Below are 20,888 nucleotides of genomic sequence, written 5' to 3'. Positions count from 1 at the left end.
CTTTAAAGAAATCGCTTTCACTTTTTTTCATCCTACTTGGATAGATGGAATTTTCATAGATTAATAAAGTAATATACGAGTTTTGTAACTAAAAAAAGTGACCAAGACTGGTCACTTTTTTAATAGTACTTCGAAAGTACATCCACGTTCATTTCTTTATAGACGTATTGATAAATGGGCCTGCCGATTGTTCCGTACGTCATCCTTTCCCCTAGTACGCCGATACTCTTCAGGAATTTTAAATACTTTCTGATGGATACTCTGGATATTTGAGTGATTTCTGCAATATCCTCTGTGGAAAAGGAGTCGGATTTTTTCAGTTGTATTGCGTCCATTACCACTTTCAAGGTCGCTTTTGTCAATCCTTTAGGTAGACTTTCTGCTTCCATTGCTTGATGTTGCTGATGAAGTATCCGTTGATCTAGTTCTTTTTGGTTAAAGACCTGTTGATTGGATAACAGGGTCCATTTATCTTTATATCTTAGGAGTGACTGCTTAAATCTATCAAATTCAAAAGGTTTGATAAGATAATCAAAAGCCCCATAGCTTAAAGCTGCTTGAATGGTTTGGGAATCAGATGCAGCTGTAATAAAAATGACGTCCAAACGGGCTTGTACTGTTCTTAAATTCCTCATTAGTTCAAGACCTGTTTTTCCTGGCATAAAATTGTCAAGTAGAAAAAGGTCCACTTCTTTTTTCTGCAGAATATCTTGGGCGGCATCAGGGGTATGAACAATATCTACCAAAGTAAATCCGTCCAACTCTTCAAGGTACCGTTTATTGAATTCTGCTACCATAGGATCATCATCTAGAATCAAGACTTTAATCATGGTTGTTCACCTCCATATGGGATATCTATTTGAAAAGTGGTCCCTTTGTTTTGAAATGTATCCACTACTAGTGTCCCTCCAAGTTTATCCACACTTTTTTTCACGAGGAATAACCCGTATCCACGGTTGGGACCTTTTGTAGAGTACCCTTTGGAGAATATATTTTTAAGAACCACGTCCTTGATCCCGCTACCGGAATCTTCTACCACAATGGTAAGCACGTCTTCATTTTTAGATATTGTGATATTGACCTCTTTAATCTCCCTATATTTTACTGCTTCCATGCCATTATCAATCAAGTTTCCTAGTATAGTGATCAGTTCATGAACGGTATTGGATGGAACAGATTCGGGAATCACCGTTTTCGTGTTGATTGACAGTTGTACTCCTGACTCCCTGGCAACACTCAATTTGCCCAAAATGAAGCCTGATAGAACCGGATTTTCTATTTTCGTCGTGACGACGCCTATTTCTTTGTGACGATTTTGGACCGTTTCATTTATAAAACTTGAGAGTTGATCATAATTCTTCAGCCTGACCATTCCCAAAATGACTTGAAGTTTATTCATAAATTCATGAGATTGAGCCCTTAAAGCTTCTGCATATGATTTAACACCTGTCAGCTGTTCTGCCAATATATCCACTTCCGTTTTATCACGAAAGGTCGAGATCGCTCCTACCACATGACCATCCACTTGGAGCGGAACCCTATTGACGAGACAGGACATCCCGTTGATCTCAAGTTCTTCGTCCAATTCCGGCGTTCCAGAGGTCAGTACTCTGTCCAGACGGGAACTAGGCATATACTCACTTACTTTCATTCCCACGGGATTGCCCTCAAGTCCTGCCTTTTGGAAAATAGCAAGTGCGGATTTATTTACAAGCACTATCCTGGCTTCTTTATCAACCGCAATAATTCCCTCCCGCACAGACTGGAGCATCGTGTCCCTCTCCTGCAGGATTTTAGCAATGGCAAAAGGCTCTAAGCCATACAACGTCTTTTTAATATAGGCAGCGATCAAAATCGCACCAATTAAGCCTGCAATCAAGCCGAATAATGAACCGATAAGTAGCTTTAAGTGGCTAGCAAATACAGTATCTTCTACCTTATCAAGGGATATCCCTACTGCAACGGCTCCAATCTGGTTCCCTTGTTGATCATAAACAGGGGTGAAGGTACGCAAAGAGGTCACCATTGTCCCTTTGGATATGGATGTACTCTCCTCACCTTCAAGAACCGCTTTTTCATCCCCACCTTCAAATGGAAGACCTATATTTTCTTCATTTGGATGCGACTTTCTGATCCCGTCCATATCCATTACGACAATAAATAAAACATCTGCCGTTTCCAAAATATCTTGTGTATAGGACTGAATATCTGGCGTTTTTTCTTCCACTATCAATCCCTGTCTAACTTTATCATCCTTCGCAACAATCCTTGCAATTGTCTTGGCTTTCTCTTCTTGGTCTTCCTTGATCGTTTTCGTTACGTGCTGGCTTATCAAGATATCCGTTATTAAAAGGGATAGCACGACTACCAGACATACCAATAATATAATGAGAGGCCTCAATCTCAATTTCTTCAACATATGTAAATCCTCCCGGAGTTTCATTTCTACTATATTAACAGAAAATAGAGGAGGAAAATAAAATTATATGTAATCCATCAGTAACATAAAAATACCTAAACGAGATATCCCCGTCTAGGTATTTTCAACAAGCATATAAAGTTATCAAGGAAAAACTTCCCTTTACTTCTTCCTCAGCTCATCTCCAAGGAACTCTACATCTGTTCCGACGATGACCTGCATGTTTGTTTTGCTCAGTTTGACGATTCCTTTTGCCCCAAGCTCTTTCAGCTTTGCTTCATCTATAACTGAAGTGTCGTTCACTTTCAGTCGAAGTCTTGTGACACAATTATCGATCTCCAAGACATTTTCTTTTCCTCCAAGTGCCGCCAGATAGCCATCTGCTAGTTCCGCGTAGTTTCCTTTATCAGCACTTTGTGTGAATTCTCCTGCTACTTCATCTTCGCGTCCAGGCGTCTTCAGATCAAGCTTCTTGATCAGGAAGTAGAAGATAACGAAATACAATCCTCCGTACACCAGACCTACACCTGCAAGAAGAATAGGCTTTTGGGCAATTCCAAAGTTTAATAGATAGTCAATGGCACCTGCCGAGAAACCGAATCCGTGATGGATATCAAGCAAGTAGGCGACTGACATGGCTGTTCCTGTCAGGAAGGCGTGTATCAGGTAGAGAATTGGAGATAGGAACATGAATGAAAACTCGATTGGCTCCGTAATCCCTGTTAAGAAAGAAGTAAAAGCCAATCCGATCAGGGCACCGGCCATTGCCTTTCTCCGTTCTTTTTTGGCTGCTGCTATCATTGCAAGGGCTGCCCCTGGCAGTCCGAACATCATGATAAGGAAGAAGCCGGCCATAAAGATACCTGCAGATGCATCACCTGCAAGGAATCGCCATAGATCTCCTTTGACCACCTCTCCAGCTGCATTAGTAAAGGAGCCAAACTCAAACCATACAATGGTATTTAGGATATGGTGAAGCCCTAGTGGAATCAACAATCTGTTTAAGAAACCAAAAATCCCTACTCCCGTAGCCCCTGCACCAATGATCCATTCCCCGATACCATCGATGAACGATTGAACTGGTGGCCATAGATACCCGAATAAAAAGGCAAGAAGTAACATGGCAAGAGAGGTGATGATCGGTACAAAGCGCCTACCACCAAAGAACCCAAGCCAGTCCGGAAGTTTGATATTATAGTATTTATTATAGAGGAGACCCGCTATAATCCCTGAGATGATTCCTCCAAGCACTCCCATATTGATAGATTCATTGATGGCTGCCGCGCCATTGGTCAGTACGAAGTAACCAACTGCTCCAGCAAGTGCCGCTGCCCCACTACCATCCCTTGAAAACCCGATGGCAACTCCGATGGCAAATAATAATGCAAGATTTCCAAATACAGCATTTCCTGCTGCGGATATGAAAGGGATATTTAATAAGTCCTCTTGCCCTAAACGTAGTAGCAAGGCAGCAGCAGGCATAATTGCGATCGGAAGCATCAGGGATTTACCGATTTTCTGTAAAAAACCTAACATGAACAAGCACCTCTTTTCTTATGGTTTAATAAAACTTATGTAATCGCTAACAACATTAGTACATGCCTAGTGGTCTAGTTATCTATTTTTTGATTTTATTGAGCTCCGCTGTTGATTTCCGCAAATGGCTTCGCTTTCCGCGGGGCGACGTTGAGCCTCCTCACAACGCTTGCGGATCTCAACATTGCCGCTACTCCCCCGCAGGAGTCTTCGCCATTTGCTCCAATCGACAGCTAGGTTACTTTTTAATTAAGGGAAAAGAACTCGAGGCTTATTCGGCCTCAAGTTCCTTCCAGCTATTATTTATAGATTAGGTATTGCTTTCTAACGTTATTGAATTCGCTCAAGTCACCCTGCCATTGGGAGACTAAGTCTTCCACAGATCTTCCTTCTTCGATTCCTTTACGAATCCAGCTGTTTCCGATCAGGTTGTCAAAGAAAGAGATACCCGCGCTATTTTCTGCACGGAACTGAAAATCTTCCGGATACATATCATGAATTGTTTTTACAATATGCAATCCTGTTTCTACAGGTTTAAACGTGTCTCTATCTGTGATATGGATTTGAATTCCATGTGACAGTTTTCCTGCATGTTTTGAAAATGTTGGGGTGAAGGAAGCTGCTCTGAAGGTTACTCCAGATAAATTCAAATCATTTAATGCTCTGGCAACATCGTCGGCATTCATGAATGGTGCACCAATCAATTCAAACGGCTTTGTCGTCCCGCGGCCTTCGGATACGTTCGTCCCTTCAATAAGGGCTCCACCAGGATACACTAGTGCCGTATCAAGTGTCGGCATGTTTGGTGAAGGCATAACGAATTCAAGCGGCGTATCATCGTAGTACATGTTTCTTTTCCAACCATTCATTTCTACTACTGTTAAATCTGCTCCGATTTCGAATTCTTCATTGAACAATTTCGCTAGTTCTCCCACTGTCATTCCGTGTCTCAATGGAATGGCATAGTTCCCCACAAAGGATGCATATTTCATATCAAGCACTGGTCCTTCTACTTTTAACCCGCTTAGTGGATTCGGTCTATCCAAGACAACGAAAGGAATGTCGTTTTCCTGTGCAGCTTCCATTGCATATGCCATGGTGTAGATATATGTGTAGAAGCGTGTCCCGACATCTTGAATGTCAAATAGCAACACATCGATATCCTCTAACATTTCCGGTGATGGCTTTCTTGTCGGCCCATATAAGCTGTATACTGGAAGTCCTGTTTTTTCATCAATATAGAAGTCCACATATTGTCCTGCTTGGGCATCCCCACGCACTCCATGTTCCGGTCCATAAAGGGCCGTTAATTCTGTATCAGGATCATTATGAAGCGTATCCACAATACTGTTCAGCTCCTGATCTACTCCAGTCGGGTTTGTGATGAGGCCCACACGTTTCCCTTCAATGAGGTGCTTTTCTTCATTTAGAAGGACTTCTACTCCAAGCTCAAATTTCTTTCCCTTCCCTTTACCCTTACCATTGCTTTTTCCATTTCCATTATCGGCAAATACCGCGGACAATGATGATAGAACCAATACCGTTGTCAATAAAGTGATCAGCCATTTTTTCAATCTTTTCCCCTCCCGTTTTTTTATCTTAGGTCTTGTTAGACACCGCTGTTGATTTCCGCAAACGGCTTCGCTTATACAGATGGCGACCTTGAGCCTCCTCGGGCTACGCCCTGCGGAGTCTCAAGATTGTCGCTATCCCCCGGAGTCTTCGCCCTTCAATCAACAGCTGTAGAATCGACCGAAATATAAGATATTCTCTAACAGAGAATAAACTTAATAAGTCAGCCCATGGCCATATTCGTATAACACACCGCCATCAAATCCTGGAATCGTAACCGGAAGTTTTCCTCCTGGCGCATTCGCTCCAAAGATTGTAGCTGCAGTGGCCTCAAAGCTCGCCGGTCTGAAACCGTATTGTGCAAGATAAGCATCCACTTGATTGTAGGCCATGATGTCATAAGGATTACGGATACCCACAGCAATGACAGGTGCTTCCGTTTCAGCTGCTAACGTTTGAACAAGCTGCATTTGTGCATTTCCTGGAGATCTTCCAGAAACATTAAATGTACTAGTTCCCACAATAACCGCTGTCGCATTCCTTACCTGTTCTAGTTGTGCTTCTGTTAAAAGGAAATTTGCTGCAACTTCCACAACTGTTGTATTTTCATGTTGTTGCTTAATGGCTTGACTTAAATCCGCAAGATTTGTTCTCCCCACAACCACAATATTTTCTTCCGCGCTTGGATTTAATGGAAGCGCCTGGTCGTTTTTCACAAGTGTGATGGAGCGTTCTGCCGCTTCTCTTTCTATTTGCTTGTGTTCAGCAGAACCTACAACAGCTTGGGCGTTCGCGATTTTTTCTTCGATCGGCTTTGGTGTTTCCTCTTTAATTACTCCACGCTTGATTTTCAGTGATAGGAGCCTCTCTACAGAAGCTTCAATTCTTTCCACTGTCAGGTCACCATTATCTACAGCTTGCAATAGCCCCTGCCTTACTTCACTAAGACCTACCGGCATAAGGACGATATCCGTTCCAGCTTGGACCGCTCTGACAGCTGCATCCACAGGACCGAAGTGATCGGCGATGGCAGCCATGTTCATCGCATCGGTTGTGATGACTCCCTCATATCCCATCTCGTTTCGCATTAATTCCGTTAACACGGTATGGGAAAGAGTAGCAGGGATCGCAATCTCTTCTCCCGTTTTTCTGGAGATGGCTTTTGATCCATCAATTTTCGGGAAGGTAACATGAGCCGTCATGATGGCATCAATGCCTGCCTCCATTCCTTGTTGGAACGGATAAAGCTCCACTTCCATCAAACGTTCCTTATCATGCGGGACTTCGGGAAGACCTAAGTGGGAATCCACCGCTGTATCTCCATGTCCAGGGAAGTGCTTTGCCGTTGCCGCCACACCTGTAGATTGAAGTCCTTCTGTATAGGCAACCCCCATTTGTGCCACTAATTCAGGGTCTTCCCCAAAGGAGCGAACACCGATTACCGGGTTGTCCGGATTATTATTAACATCCATAACGGGTGCAAAGTTCATATTGATACCAAGAGAGTGAAGCTCCTCCCCGATTGCCTTCCCGACATTGTGGGCGATTTCCGGAGACCTTGTAGCTCCAAGAGCCATGTTCCCAGGCATATCTGTACCAGATTGAAGCCTTGTTACAATTCCGCCTTCCTGGTCAATGGTCATAAGAAGGCCATATTTTTCTGAGGCTTCCTGATAGTCTGAAACAAGTCTTGTCGTTTGTTCAGTAGTAACCACATTTTCACGGAAAAGAATCACACCCCCAAGATGATAGTCTTTTACGAGCTGTTCAATTTCCGGAAGCATTTTCGTTACGTTTTGCCCCTTCCAATTTCTGAAGTCTGGCATCAGCATTTGTCCAATTTTTTCTTCAATGGTCATTTTGCTTATAGCGTGTCCAACCAGGTCATAACGTTCTCCAGTTTCCTTTACAAGGGAAGCCTTTGGTTCTTTCTTTCCTTTATCTTCAGGGGATACTTTGAAATCGACAGCAATTCGGTCGGAATATGTCCCATCCGTCACTGTTATGAACGTTCTTCCTCGCTTCCCTGTAAGTGTTACGTTTCCATCTTCATCTACTTTTGCGACGTTCTTATTGGATGAATTCCAACTTAAGTTCTCGTTAGTAAATAGAAAGTGCCCTTCTTCCATTACCTTCAATGCTCGTAATTGGAACTCTTCCCCGACACCATTCCATTCGACTTGGGGGGCATTTTGATAAAGAACTAAATCTTTCATTTCCTTTTCAGCTTTCACGGTTTTCATTGGGATCCCAGAAATGATAATTGCCAGGACTAGTACCGATAAACCAAAAATCTTCAAGGTCTTCTTCATTCTTGTTACCTCCAGTACTTTTTAATGATTTCGCTGTAACCATCCTTCTCCAGTGAAGTCTGCTTGCAGCTTTTCTCCATTTTGCGAAAGCAACTTGAGATCCTTTACATACCAGCCGCGACCATTAACGGTGGCGTCTGTTTTATATAGAAATTGAATGAATTTTGTATCTGCTGGAATGTGCACTTCTGTTTGCGTCCATTCCTCTTGGGCTCCTGTCAGGGATGGAAGTGCGTCTGTCCAAGTCTCGCCATCCTTTGATACTTGTACTTGGCCGTAATCGGATTGATTCTCGATATGGTACCACGTATCAAAAGATAGTGTGGCGGCATCGTTTAAATTTACTTCTGCAACTAGGCTCCGTTGTAGTCTGTCACCATAACCGGAGAACCAGGCCTCCTCCTTTCGGTCCATCTTCACTGGGATGGAGTCTGCCACAAGTCTGGCAAAAGGTCTTCGTACAATATTGGTGGTCACCGTTGTCCTTGAAGGATGAACCCTGTTTGTGAGAAGGATGGCGATCGTATCATTCTCCTGATTGATGACGATGGAAGTTCCTGTGTAACCAGTATGCCCAAGTGAACCTTCATTTGATAAGGCATCCATAAACCAGCCCTGGTTCAATTCCCAGCCGAGTCCATGGTCATTGCCAGGGAACTCTGGAATTTTATTTTCTGTAAGAAGTTTGATTGTTTCCGGCTGCAAAATTTGCTCCCCGCCATACCGTCCCTCTTTAATGAACATATGTGCAAGCTTCGCAAGATCTTCCGCTGTGGAAAAGACACCTGCGTGTCCAGCCACACCGTCCAATGACCAGGCATTTTCATCATGTACTTCTCCCCATACCAGACCTCGTCCGATTGCAGGCTGATATTCGGTCGCTGCAATCCTGTGCTTCAAGGAAGCTGGTGGATTGTACATCGTTTCATCCATGCCAAGTGGTTCTGTTAAGTGTTCTCTTACAAACTCATCTAAACGTTGACCCGACAACCTTTCAATGAGGATCCCCAATGTTATCATGTTTAAATCACTGTATGTATAGGTTGATCCTGGTGCATTCGCCAATCGGTGATGAAGGACAATATCTAATCTATCCTCTCTGCTTTCTCCCTGGGAATATAAAGGAACCCATGCTGTAAAACCGGATGTATGTGTCATAAGTTGTTCAATCGTAACCTCTTCCTTTCCGTTTGCTGCAAATTCAGGAAGGTGTGAGGCTACAGTGTCATCCAATTCAAATAAACCCTGTTCATACAAAATCATGGCAGCTGTGGTGGTGAAAATCTTGCTGATGGATGCAAGGTCAAAAATGGTGTCTTTCTCCATCGCAACAGGGGAATCTGATTCTGTGAATTGATTATCCGTATAGCGATAAGCATCTCCATACGCTTCATGCTTCACGATGTGGCCACTTCTGGCAACCAGCGCTACTGCACCCGGCATGACACGATCTTGGATCATCTCTTCCATCAACGGATCGATTTTATCCAAGGTAGCTTGTACCATGCCAGCACCTTTTGCGGAACCTGGATGAAGCACCGGGGAGGAAGGAGCAGGATTGTTCCAGGTAAAGACAGGATGTACCGCTGAGCTATTAATCTTTGAGTCTTTCATTTCCGTCTTGCTCTTTCCTCCTTCTGCAAAAATGGTAGTGTTTAATGGTCCTCCTAATAGTGAGGTAGTTAATACAGCTGTTAACGCGATGGAAACCGTCTTCTTTTTCATAGTTCCTCCTAACATTTTGTCATTATTTTTTGTAAAGGCTTTCATTTATCTACTATTCTAGTTTATGGAATAAAACGTATAGATGTCTATACCACATAAGTCCTGTTAAAGTAGTATTTTGTCGGGGTCATATGCGACTTTTATACTATTCAGAAAATTTAGAATGATATTTTACTCCATAAAAAGGTTCTTTTTGTAAACTTTGTTCCTTTTACGTACTTATGAATCCCTTATTGTCGTCCAATGTATCTAAACAGTAAAAAGTCCAACTGCCTACTTTTTACTATTGGATATCAACAATCTTTGAGAAATGAGCCTTAAAAAAAGACCTGGTAGCCAACCAGATCTATTTCTTCACCCAATTATCTTTATCATTTTTCTCATATTTCTCCTTCACCGCACTCCATGCAACTTTATGTGCTGTTTCCTCTTTATCATACTGATCTGAGGCAGAATTGAATGCTTCCTTGTAGATTTCCTGCGCATGTTTAGGGAGATTATCCCTGACTCCATCCGGCAAATCTTTTAGAGAATCATAGGGCATCTCATACTCCTCCTTTTTCAATTTATTATTGTTGAATACCCCATCCCCAATCAATTAAACGGAAAAGTCTCTTTTCTCAAAGATTGTTGCTATTTAGTTGTAAAAAGTCGGCAATTGGACTTTTTACTGCTTTCATACTCTATAAGGTGCAATTAGTATCTTAAGTACGGCGGGGAAAAGAGCCGACAAAAAAAGAGGATTTCCCCTTCCTGAGAAGAATTAAAATAATAGAAGCGACATAAAGAGGAGACACGATGTTAAAAACTACCTTTATACCTATCGTATTATTTTTATTAATAGGATGCTCAAACACGCCAGTTCAAACAGAAGAACAACATGAAAAGGTACATCCAACTACAGAGTCTATGGTAGTGATCCCACCCAAACCATCAAACTTAGAAATGAAAGAATGGCTACTTCCCAAAAAAAACTCAAGGGTAAGAGGTGCCCCGATCACTCACGTCATGCTTCATTTTACCAATAATGCGCTGCGTTCACCTCAATCCCCCTATAATATGGAAGAGGTATATGCACTTTTTGAAGAGTACGAGGTGTCTGCTCATTATATGATAGACAGGGAAGGCGAAATCTACCTTTTGGTACCGGAAGGACGTGCGGCCTTTCACGCCGGAAAAGGGCGTCACTTAAACTATCAGGAATATGGGAACGGCTTCAACGATTATTCGATTGGAATCGAACTACTGGCAATTGGCTCAAAAGAAGAGATGATGGCGACAATACCTGAAGAGATCTATGAGTCTATCGATACGTTGGATGTGGGGTACACCGAAGAGCAATATACCGCTTTAAAAAAACTATTGGACGATATTTTATCTCGAAACCCAGGCATAAAAAATGACCGAGAGCATATCATCGGTCACAACGAATACGCCCCCGTCCGTAAAAGCGATCCTGGGGAACTATTTGATTGGTCAAAAATAGGATTCTAAGCAAAAAGAGACCGGGCGCACCACTATGCCCCGGTCTCTTTTTCCATTATTCACAAACCAATATCTCTCTGGTAAAGTATCCCTTTTGCGTCTCACAGCGATCCGTTATACAGAACCCGGCTTCTTCCACCATAGTATCCATCGTCTCTATCGTAATAACGACAACTTTTTTTGCAAATCGGCGTGCATGCTTCAAAATGGATAATTGATCTCCAGGTGTGGCGTGGGTATAAAGGTTATAGGGCATATCGATGACTGCCACATCATAGCATTCCATTACATCCGAGATAGGTCCTAGCGTAACCGTACCCTGGAGATGAAAATGTTCAATATTCTCCCTTGAACCTTGTACCACCAATGGATTAATGTCTCTTCCTTCCATATTAATACCCATAGATAAAGCTTCCACAAGTACTGTTCCAATCCCACAACATGGATCAATGGACGTGACTCCTTGAGAATCCGGAACGGCGATATTTGCTACAGCCCTTGCCACTCGGGTGCTCAAGGCTGTTGAATACTCCCTCGGTTTCTTCGTATGCTTGAGCCAAACTGCCTCGCTCTTCCTGTAATGACCGAAATACCAGCGGTTGTCGACTGTAGCCATCCCAAAGATATGATCAGGATGATGGACATCAGCTTCCCCTTCAATAACCCATCCCACAGCACGTTCAATCTCTCGACGCTCCTGATATTCAATGGTATAAGGAGCTTTCCGGTCATTTATTTTTGAAAAAATGACCTTGAAAGTTTGGTCCCCCATCTTTATTTCCTTCACTTGATCCAAAATATCCTGCAATGTTTCCCCTTCATAGACCACATCTATTCTTTCACGGATAAAGGGACTTCTGCTTGGATCGATATTTTTGGAGCTTTTGATAATGTTATCGTCTGTATCTTTGCCAAAGAAAGAACGCATCTCCAAATGGCAAAGGGATTGCTCTTCCTTGCTATATGCGTAAGTATATATAAATGCCGGATTGTTATGCTCTATCAATCATTTTGCTCCTCTATTCTGACTCGACCTTCACTTTACAAGATCTATCAGCCTATTTAGTTCACCTGGGTTAAACCCTTTTACTGCCTGGTCACCCACAGCTGTCACAGGTATTCCCATGAAGCCGAACTTCTCCACTTCCTGTTGGTATTCTCTGTTTGCCAGTAGGTCTCTGACCTCAAAAGTTACCTGATTTTCTTTAAGGAACTCCTTTACGAGTTCACAGTCCCTGCATCCTGGTGCTGAGTAGACGATGAGTTGTTTGTTCATCGATGTGCCTCCCTCTAGTTTGATAATCCGTTTCTTCTTAAATCTTATCATATCCTATAAAAGATTTGGAAAACCGACAGCGAAGAATCTTTACATTGTGGGAATTTCAGAGAGTAGATAGAATTTCGAGGAACAAGAAAAAGAATTCAACGGACTTAAATCCATATCCTTTAAAAAAGACAATCGGCAACTTTTACCGATCGTCTAAGGAGATTATAATCTTACTTTAATATATCAGAGACAGGAATTGCCTTTGCAACCAGTTCTGCCACCACTTCGGCCCCATGCTTGGAAAAATGGGTGTCATCTTTCACTCCATCTGGATAGTTAGGATGCTCGGAGGCTTTAAGCCAAAGAAATAATTTTTTCGTTTCCTCGCTACCCAAGCTAGTGAATAAGTCTTTGGATATTGTGGATAAATCCACCAGCTTAACATTCTTATCTAAGGCTAGATCCTTCATTGCTTGTGGATAATCACCATGTGTTTCATAAAATTCCCCTTGTTTGTCAAAACTTCTCCTTTGCACAGGGGTGATGAGGATCGGTGTAGCCCCCTTACGTAATGCAATTTCGATGTACTCAAGCAAATAAGACTGGTAGGTGGTAAAAGGTAAGGTCCGACGCTCTTCGTCTTCTTTTTGGTCATTGTGACCGAATTGAATGAAAAGATAGTCCCCTTCCGCTATTTGAGTAGCTATCTCTTCCAATCTTCCTTCTGCGATAAAGCTTTTGGAACTTCTCCCACTTGCCGCTTTATTCACCACCTCTATGGATGGAGGCAAGTGTTTGTATAACACCTGCCCCCACCCCGCTCTGGGAGCAACATCCTCTTGATAGTCGCTCATCGTGGAGTCACCCGCAAGATAGAATTTACACTTTTTCATAATGTCCCCCTCTTGCTTGCTCCACCCGGCGGATAAAGCTGGTCGCAGTTTCTGTTACGTGACGACAATGATCCTCCGTCAATTCTACTTTCGTATTGATCAGGGTACTTCCGGCCCCTACCGCTACCGCCCCTGCACGAATAAAGTCGCCAACATTATCCAAGGATATCCCTCCTGTCGCCATAAGCGGGATATGTGGAAGCGGACCACGAATATCTTTAAAGTAACCAGGGCCAACAATGTTTGCTGGAAACACCTTGATCATATCTGCTCCTTGTTCATATGCCGTTAAAATCTCTGTCGGGGTCATGGCACCAGGGATGCTTACTGCACCATAACGCTTTGTCATTCTAATCGTGTCTATACTCACTGTAGGGGAGAAGATGAATTTGGAGCCAGCCATGATGGCAGCCCTAGCTGTTTCAGGATCTAATACCGTTCCAGCACCTACCATCACATCCGGCATTTCCGATGCGACCTTTTCAATCAATGATAAAACCTTTGGGGTTTCCATTGTAATTTCAAGTGCGGTTACACCACCCGCTTGAAGTGATTTTGCGATTGTGAGGATGTTTGATTCATCGGCCCCCCGTATTACCGCTACCACACCGATATCTTGTATTTCTTTCACTAGACTCATCATGACCCTCCTTTATATCGTGCAGTCAAGATTTTATTTTGTGAGTGCCAGCTCCTTCTTCCCTATAAATTCCCAGAAGTTATTGTAAAACATGTCCGCAACATCCCGCTCTATTTCAGACCGTTCTAGCTCCCAGCCTGTTTTTAGCAAATCATTGTATTTCTCAATTAATATAGTGGCAATGATTTCTTTAGAATGATCCCATTTATAGATTAATTGATCCAGCACACGTGCATCTGAGTGTTGCGGAATCATACTTGTACCAAGCATCTCCAAACGCATGCGAGTCATCTCATTGATCAGTACCGGATTATTGGTGAACCACCAGCAACCAAACACCATTAAATTGCGGAACTTCCTAGCAAGCACTACCAGCTCATGTTGATTTTCACGTGCAAGCATCGTACAGAAGAATTTGTTGTTCGGATAATTTGCTAACAGATATTCCACCCCTTCCATTCCCGCTTTGCCGACATAGTCGCCTGCATCACCAAGGGATGGATTTACTCTTTTCTTAACGCCGATCATCATGGCAAATGGAATACCCGCCTGCTCACACAATGGCAGGATACAATCCTTGATGATCCTACCCCGATCGGAATCCTCAGGGAACGCAAAAGATGGCGGCAGAGAAACAGCCATATATAGTGGATTCATTCTGTCCATCCAATCAGACAAAAAGCGTTTCACTTCATTTACTGACTGTTCATTCCATTCTTCTTCTACCTTGTAGCCCCATTCCACTAGGCGTTTTTTTGCATTTGTATAGTCATTTAGCAATGGATCAATCCTTAAGGCCGCATGAAAACGTTCGTTCGGTTTAACTCCACTTAACCAGACTTCCCGTTCTATATCATCAAATGGGTCATTAGTCATTACCACATGATCAACTTTAGCTAATTCTAATACTTTATCCACATGCTGTTCACTTGTTTTGGATGCAAAATATTCCCTATAACTCTCTAAGCTTCTTGTTGAAGGATCCAGACCAAACCCTTTCAGGCATGTCAGGACACCGCGGCACGCTTCACTGACAGGGGAATGTTCCACAAACAACTTCTGCCAGATGTGATCAGCTTGTTCTTGCTTGGAAAGCTTCCAGAATTCTTCTACAGAAAGATCTGACCAACGCATTACTTCTGCAACAAGATAATGATAGGTTAATAGCTCATCAATATCCCATAATAGGATGTCACCAAAGTTAGGGGAATAAAGGTGTGTATGCATATCTGTTACGCGTTGATTTTGCACTACCTCTTTTACTGTTTCTACCAGGGAATCATAATTTGTGATTTTCATCTTCATTTCCTCCTATTTCTTTATTTTTTGCAGAAGCTGTTTGTTACTTTGCTTCATCCCTACAGTTAGCATTTGACCAAGATGGAAGGATACCTCATCTTCTAAACGAGGAAGCTTGCGCAAATCCATCCCCCACAGATTGCTATTTTTCAAGATAGAGGAGATGAATTCCTTTAATTCCACCTCTTCTTCAAGAAGCTGATCCCATTTGGTTTTAAATAGGGAAAGAACTGCTTGATTGTCACGAATGACATACTCCGTTTCTCCCCTTTTCCCGATTAGAAAATCTCCCTCTACCCTGAATGGTTTATAGTAAAAAATCAAGGCAGCCAATGAATATGTAATGGCAGCAGGAAGCTCGTTCCGGTCCTTAACAAAATCTAGTAGGGAAGGGATAAGCCTTGATTTGAATTTATAAACCGCATTCATCCCTATATCATGAAGGTAATGCTTTGTAAAAGGATTTAGAAACCTTTCTACCACGGAATCAGCAAATTCCCGTTTCTCCCCTTCCTCCATTTGAACAAAAGGGAGAATCTCTTGATAGAGTCCTTTCTCGACGAATTCTCTTAAATCGGTATCTGTCATCGCTTCCAAAACCGTATCCGTTCCAGCAAGATAGCATACTGCAAACATCATGGTGTGCGGACCGTTTAAAAGCCTCACCTTCATATTCCGATGTGGGGTCACATCCCCCCACTTCACATTCAATCCTGCTTGTGTAAAGGGCAGGCGAGCCGCTATGTTTTCCCCTGCCTCGATGGCGAAAAGGTGGTATGGTTCCCCTACGGTCATCAAGACATCTTCATAACCGAGCTTTTCACGAAACTCATCTGCATTGTCCCGCGGGTAACCGGTTACGATACGATCTACAAGTGTGTTGCAAAATCTATTCTGCCCTTCTATCCATTCCACACACTTTTTTGAGAATCCCCACTCTGCAGCATATCGGAGCACTAAACTCTTCAGGACATCCCCATTACTTTCTACAAGCTCACAAGGAATGATGGTAAGTCCTGATCCTTCCACTTCGCCCATCACTTCATAACGATGCTTCAGAAATGCAGCTAATTTACCTGGAAAAGAAAGAGGGGAAGTCTCTCCATCGTAGGATTCTTCCAAATAAGTAAGTCCAGCTTCCGTAGTGTTGGAGAATACAAATTCAATCTCTTTGGATTCAGCCACTTTCAATACTTTCTGCCAGTCGGAATATGGATTGATCCCCCTGGAGATAGAAGAGATGATTTCATGCTTATCCACTTTCTCTCCATTGACCACTCCTCTGAGGGTTAGCGTATATAATCCATCTTGGGCATTTAACTTTGGTACGACCTTTCCATGAGGAGTCGGCTGGATCGCAACCACCTTTCCGTTAAACACCCCTTGTTTGTTCATCTCATGGACCATCCAATCGATAAATCCGCGAAGGAAATTCCCTTCCCCGAATTGAATGATTTTTTCAGGCAAGTGTCCCTTCCTTTCATCCGTAACGATAGAATTCAGATCTTTTGGATGTAGCGCTCTCCCCAAACTGATTTGCTTCATCTTCATCCCTCCTTTATAAAATGACGCCGTCTTTAAAGATGGAAATCTCCTTGAAACCGTTTTTTTCATTATGGGTACGCTCAACTCCAGAAGCCAGGTCTACTACATAATCAAATAATTCGTCTGTTAGATATCCCATGTCTTTACCTTGAACAAGCTCCCCGGCATTAAAATCAATCCAATTTCGTTTTTTCTCGTAAAGGTCTGAATTTGTGGAGATTTTCACCGTCGGTACAGGGCCGCCAAACGGTGTTCCCCTTCCAGTAGTAAACAATACGACATGCGCCCCCGCAGCTGATAATGCTGTAACAGACACAAGGTCGTTTCCTGGACCCTGCAATAAATTCAATCCCGGCTTTGTTACTCTACCCCCGTATGGATGGACGTCCTCGATGGTTGCAAATCCACCTTTTTGTACACACCCTAGTGATTTCTCCTCAAGGGTGGTAATGCCACCTGCCTTATTTCCTGGTGAAGGGTTTTCATAGACAACCTGATCATGCTTTAGGAAGTACTCTTTGAAATCATTGACCAATTCTACTATTTTGTTAAAAACTTCTTCGTCTTTTGCTCTCTCCATCAGAATAGTTTCGGCTCCGAACATCTCGGGCACTTCGGTCAAGATTGTTGTGCCTCCATAGGAGATCAATTTATCAGAGAAAGCCCCAACCAGAGGATTCCCGGTAATTCCTGAAAATCCGTCAGATCCACCACATTTCAACCCTACCTTTAATTTGGAAACAGGTACAGGCTGTCTTTTGAAGCTTTTGGCATAGGCTGCAAGCTCTTCAAGCAGGGCAAATCCTTCTTCCATTTCATCCTCGGCATCTTGAACCCCAAGGAACTTCACCCTGTTCAAATCGACATCTCCAAGTACTCTTTTGAATTCGGCAAGGTGGTTGTTTTCACACCCCAGACCAAGTACCAATACACCCCCGGCATTGGGATGATGAACGAGGTTACTTAATATTTTTTGAGTATTGTGCAAATCATCCCCTAATTGGGAACAACCAAATAGGTGTGCATAATGATAAAAACCCTCAATTCCCTCATCCTTAAGATGGGTATCTCCCATTTTGGCCAACAGTTCAGCCGTTTTATTAATGCAACCTACCGTATTGATGATCCAAATCTCATTGCGTATACCAACCTCTCCATTTGCCCTGACATATCCTTGGAACGTTCTCTCCTTCACATAAGCATTCTCCAATTCCCCTTTTGCAGGAGCATATTCATACTCCAAAGTTCCAGAAAGATTTGTCTTTGTATTATGTGTATGAACCCACATACCTGCTTCAATATTTTCACTGGCATGACCGATTGGATAGCCGTATTTCACAATATGTTCCCCGGCTTGGATGCCCCTTGTAGCGATTTTATGCCCTTTAGGCACATCTTCCCTCAAGGTAATTAATTCCTCCGAGACTTCCACCTGTTCCCCGGCTTTAAATTCTTTTAATGTGATTAACACATTGTCTTCTTTGTGTATGGCAATGTAATCCTGTTTCATACTGACCTCCTACTTTTTTATCGACGGACATCCTCTAGGACAGTTTGTTGTGTGAATCTTTCCATTTCTCCCTTTTCCGGTAACCCTTCATAATCACCCTGTACCAATGTCGCCATCGCTCCGACAGCATTACCTCTTGCTACCGAATCCCCCACAGAAAGTCCATCCAATAGGCCAGACAACACCCCCGCAGCAAATCCATCCCCAGCACCGACTGGATCAATCACTTCTTCCACAGGGTACCCTGGGATGAGAACGCTCTCTTTTTCGGTAAAATAATACGCACCTTTTGCACCAACCTTTAAAATGACAAGTTCATTGCCTTTTTGAAGGAATAACTTCCCGAGTCTCTCTGGATCATCTACGCCGAAAATGAATTTCCCCTCATCTAAACCTGGCAGAATAATATCAGAAAGGGAGGAAAGCTCCAACAACACCCTTCTTGCTTTCTCTTCTGACCAAAGCTTTCTGCGAAGATTCGGATCAAAGACAACTTTCACTCCATGCTGTTTGGCCATTTCAATCGTCTTTTTCACCGTTTCATAACAAGAATCACTCAATGCAGGCGTAATACCTGTTAGATGAAGGTATTTAGCAGAAGCAATATAGGATGGATCTATTTCCTTTGGCAACAGGGTACTAGCTGCCGAACCTTTTCTGTAGTACTCCACTCTTACATCGCTTGCGCGGCGAACTTCTTTAAAATATAATCCTGTAGAAGCCTCATCGCTATAGGTGACCTGACTCACATCCACACCTTCCCCGCGGATAAAGCCTACCATCGCTTTTCCGAATTCATCATTTCCCACTTTACTGATCCAACCACAATGATGCCCCAGCCTTGCAAGCCCGATTGCTACATTGGATTCCGCTCCGCCAAATTTCCTGGAGAATGTATGGGAGTACCTCATCAGTGGAGAAGAGTCTGGTGTGAAAAGCACCATCGTTTCTCCAATTGTCACAACATCCATTCGCCTACCCCTTCCTATTTCAATCAATTTGGATAGTAGTAGAGATCGAGAGCATGCTTCTCGATCTCCTTTTCAGGCAATTATTTTAAGTCCTCCATTTTGACAAATTCCATATCTTTGAAGGTATAGTTTTCGCCTGCCATTGCCCAGATGAACGTATAATTGTTCGTACCCATACCAGAATGGATGGACCATGGAGGAGATATGACTGCCTGTTCATTTTTCACCACAAGGTGACGCGTTTCACTTGGTTCACCCATTAAATGAAAGACCCTAGAATCCTCATCCATATCAAAATATAGATATACCTCCATACGGCGGTCATGGATATGTGCCGGCATCGTATTCCACATATTATTCGGCTCAAGCAATGTCATCCCCATCATTAATTGACAGCTTTGTATTCCTTCTTCATGGATATATTTATAAATAGTCCTTTTATTAGATTCACTGTCAGAACCTAGTCTTACCGGCTCCGCTTCTTCAATTGGTAATATCCGGGTAGGATATTCCTTGTGCGCCAAAGATGATACAATGTAGAATTTCGCAGGTTCGAGGCTATCTGAACTATGAAAAGTCACCTCTTCTTTCCCAAGTCCGATATATAGACAGTCACGCTTATTTAATTCATACTCCTCGCCATTCACCACGACTTTTCCTTTTGCCCCTATATTGATGATGCCCACTTCTCTTCGTTCCAGAAAATATTCCGTTTGAAGCGTTTGGCTTCCTTCCAGCTTCAATGGTGCGTTCGTTGGAATTGCTCCTCCCATTACGACACGATCATAATGGGAATAGACCATATTGAGTTCTCCTTGTACAAACAATGATTCTATTAAGAATTCCTCTCTTAGACGCTCCGTTGTATACGTTTTTGCTTCTATTGGACTACCTGCATATCTTACTTCCATTCCTCATCTCTCCTTTTGATTAAAATTTATTTTTACCTTGCCATCCATCCGCCATCTACTGTCAGTACATGCCCATTCACATAATCAGAAGCATCTGACGCCAGGAAAATTGCCGCACCGACTAAATCATCCGGCTTCCCCCAACGTTGAGCTGGGATCCTGGAAAGGATGGAGGCATTTCGTTCCTCGTTATTTCTAAGTGCTTCTGTGTTATTGGTTGCAATATATCCAGGTGCTATCGCATTTACCTGTATCCCCGAGGACGCCCACTCATTTGCCAATGCTTTTGTCAACCCGGCAATGGCATGTTTACTTGCGGCATATCCAGGTACGGTAATTCCCCCCTGAAACGATAAGAGGGAGGCAATATTAATGATCTTTCCATTTTTTCGCTCCAGCATCGGCTTTGCAAATGCTTGACAGAGAAGAAATACGGAATTGATATTGGTATCCAATACCGCCTGCCAATCCTTTAAAGAATGCGTAGCAGCTGGTTCCCTTCTGATGACACCCGCATTGTTCACGACTATATCAATGCTATGGGAGGAAAGTATCTCCTCACACTTCCCTTTTACTTCCTCCACCTTGGACAAATCCATTAAGTGTGTTTCATATCTACCATCGAACTGTTCTATTTTCGACTCGGTCTCTTGCATATTATCCCGGTGACCGACAAGAACCACCTCGGCTCCTGCTTTCGCTAAGCCAATCGCGATCGCTTGCCCAATACCTGTCCTTGCCCCTGTAACAAGGGCTGTTTTATCCTTTAAAGAAAACCATTCATTTATGTTACTCACCTTGCA

The 20,888-nt window shown here is 42.9% G+C and carries 18 protein-coding genes; 1 reads left to right on the top strand and 17 read right to left on the bottom strand.

Annotated features, from left to right (window positions below; all coding sequences use genetic code 11):
* Positions 1–119 precede the first annotated feature (119 nt).
* From EKQ44_RS09495 to EKQ44_RS09465, 7 genes are all read right to left on the bottom strand, one after another.
* Positions 120–830 (bottom strand): response regulator, encoded by a 711-nt coding sequence (locus EKQ44_RS09495; RefSeq protein ID WP_237663287.1) that lies wholly within the window; start codon positions 828–830, stop codon positions 120–122.
* Positions 827–2,419 (bottom strand): DcuS/MalK family sensor histidine kinase, encoded by a 1,593-nt coding sequence (dcuS, locus tag EKQ44_RS09490; RefSeq protein ID WP_237663286.1) that lies wholly within the window; start codon positions 2,417–2,419, stop codon positions 827–829. Before dcuS ends, EKQ44_RS09495 begins: the two co-directional genes overlap by 4 nt.
* A 162-nt stretch (positions 2,420–2,581) precedes the next feature.
* A complete protein-coding gene (nagE, locus tag EKQ44_RS09485) occupies positions 2,582–3,955 on the bottom strand; it encodes an N-acetylglucosamine-specific PTS transporter subunit IIBC (protein ID WP_237663285.1) in 1,374 nt (457 codons plus the stop codon).
* A 299-nt stretch (positions 3,956–4,254) separates the two neighbouring features.
* Positions 4,255–5,529, bottom strand: coding sequence for an exo-beta-N-acetylmuramidase NamZ family protein (locus EKQ44_RS09480; protein WP_237663284.1), 1,275 nt, complete (start codon positions 5,527–5,529; stop codon positions 4,255–4,257).
* 213 nt (positions 5,530–5,742) lie between these two features.
* Positions 5,743–7,839, bottom strand: a complete 2,097-nt coding sequence (locus EKQ44_RS09475) for a glycoside hydrolase family 3 protein (RefSeq protein WP_237663283.1) — start codon at positions 7,837–7,839, stop codon at positions 5,743–5,745.
* A gap of 21 nt (positions 7,840–7,860) precedes the next feature.
* Positions 7,861–9,564, bottom strand: a complete 1,704-nt coding sequence (locus EKQ44_RS09470) for a serine hydrolase domain-containing protein (protein WP_237663282.1) — start codon at positions 9,562–9,564, stop codon at positions 7,861–7,863.
* 346 nt (positions 9,565–9,910) lie between these two features.
* Positions 9,911–10,108 carry a ChaB family protein gene (locus EKQ44_RS09465; protein ID WP_064097565.1) on the bottom strand — a complete coding sequence of 66 codons (198 nt, stop codon included), beginning with the start codon at positions 10,106–10,108 and terminating at the stop codon, positions 9,911–9,913.
* 254 nt (positions 10,109–10,362) lie between these two features.
* Here EKQ44_RS09465 and EKQ44_RS09460 point away from each other — a divergent pair, with 254 nt between their 5' ends.
* Entirely contained in the window at positions 10,363–11,058 is a 696-nt protein-coding gene (locus tag EKQ44_RS09460) for an N-acetylmuramoyl-L-alanine amidase (protein ID WP_237663281.1), read from the top strand.
* Positions 11,059–11,104: 46 nt separating this feature from the next.
* Here EKQ44_RS09460 and EKQ44_RS09455 read toward each other — a convergent pair whose 3' ends face one another.
* The 10 genes from EKQ44_RS09455 to kduD all read right to left on the bottom strand — a co-directional run bounded on the left by EKQ44_RS09455 (position 11,105) and on the right by kduD (position 20,882).
* Entirely contained in the window at positions 11,105–12,055 is a 951-nt protein-coding gene (locus tag EKQ44_RS09455) for a TRM11 family SAM-dependent methyltransferase (protein WP_237663280.1), read from the bottom strand.
* Between the two features lie 30 nt (positions 12,056–12,085).
* Entirely contained in the window at positions 12,086–12,325 is a 240-nt protein-coding gene (locus EKQ44_RS09450) for a glutaredoxin family protein (protein ID WP_237663279.1), read from the bottom strand.
* 221 nt (positions 12,326–12,546) lie between these two features.
* Entirely contained in the window at positions 12,547–13,209 is a 663-nt protein-coding gene (locus tag EKQ44_RS09445; RefSeq protein WP_237663278.1) for a rhamnogalacturonan acetylesterase, read from the bottom strand.
* Positions 13,196–13,849 carry a bifunctional 4-hydroxy-2-oxoglutarate aldolase/2-dehydro-3-deoxy-phosphogluconate aldolase gene (locus EKQ44_RS09440; RefSeq protein WP_237663340.1) on the bottom strand — a complete coding sequence of 218 codons (654 nt, stop codon included), beginning with the start codon at positions 13,847–13,849 and terminating at the stop codon, positions 13,196–13,198. Before EKQ44_RS09440 ends, EKQ44_RS09445 begins: the two co-directional genes overlap by 14 nt.
* 33 nt (positions 13,850–13,882) lie before the next feature.
* The gene (locus EKQ44_RS09435) at positions 13,883–15,148 is read right to left on the bottom strand and encodes a glucuronate isomerase (protein WP_237663277.1); all 1,266 of its coding nucleotides are present in this window, start codon (positions 15,146–15,148) and stop codon (positions 13,883–13,885) included.
* A 12-nt stretch (positions 15,149–15,160) separates the two neighbouring features.
* Positions 15,161–16,693 (bottom strand): tagaturonate reductase, encoded by a 1,533-nt coding sequence (locus tag EKQ44_RS09430; protein WP_237663276.1) that lies wholly within the window; start codon positions 16,691–16,693, stop codon positions 15,161–15,163.
* A 13-nt stretch (positions 16,694–16,706) separates the two neighbouring features.
* The gene (locus EKQ44_RS09425; protein ID WP_237663275.1) at positions 16,707–18,203 is read right to left on the bottom strand and encodes a UxaA family hydrolase; all 1,497 of its coding nucleotides are present in this window, start codon (positions 18,201–18,203) and stop codon (positions 16,707–16,709) included.
* A gap of 17 nt (positions 18,204–18,220) precedes the next feature.
* Positions 18,221–19,174 carry a sugar kinase gene (locus EKQ44_RS09420; protein WP_237663274.1) on the bottom strand — a complete coding sequence of 318 codons (954 nt, stop codon included), beginning with the start codon at positions 19,172–19,174 and terminating at the stop codon, positions 18,221–18,223.
* Between the two features lie 80 nt (positions 19,175–19,254).
* Positions 19,255–20,085: a 5-dehydro-4-deoxy-D-glucuronate isomerase gene (kduI, locus tag EKQ44_RS09415; protein ID WP_237663273.1), complete on the bottom strand. Its 831-nt coding sequence runs from the start codon at positions 20,083–20,085 to the stop codon at positions 19,255–19,257.
* Positions 20,086–20,117: 32 nt separating this feature from the next.
* The gene (gene kduD, locus EKQ44_RS09410; RefSeq protein ID WP_331254649.1) at positions 20,118–20,882 is read right to left on the bottom strand and encodes a 2-dehydro-3-deoxy-D-gluconate 5-dehydrogenase KduD; all 765 of its coding nucleotides are present in this window, start codon (positions 20,880–20,882) and stop codon (positions 20,118–20,120) included.
* Positions 20,883–20,888: the final 6 nt, after the last annotated feature.

Source organism: Sutcliffiella horikoshii, from assembly GCF_021991925.1.
Classification (GTDB): Bacteria; Bacillota; Bacilli; order Bacillales; family Bacillaceae_I; genus Sutcliffiella_A; species Sutcliffiella_A horikoshii_F.
The sequence above is the reverse complement of the archived record's forward strand: the minus strand, read 5'-3'. Positions and strand labels throughout refer to the sequence as shown.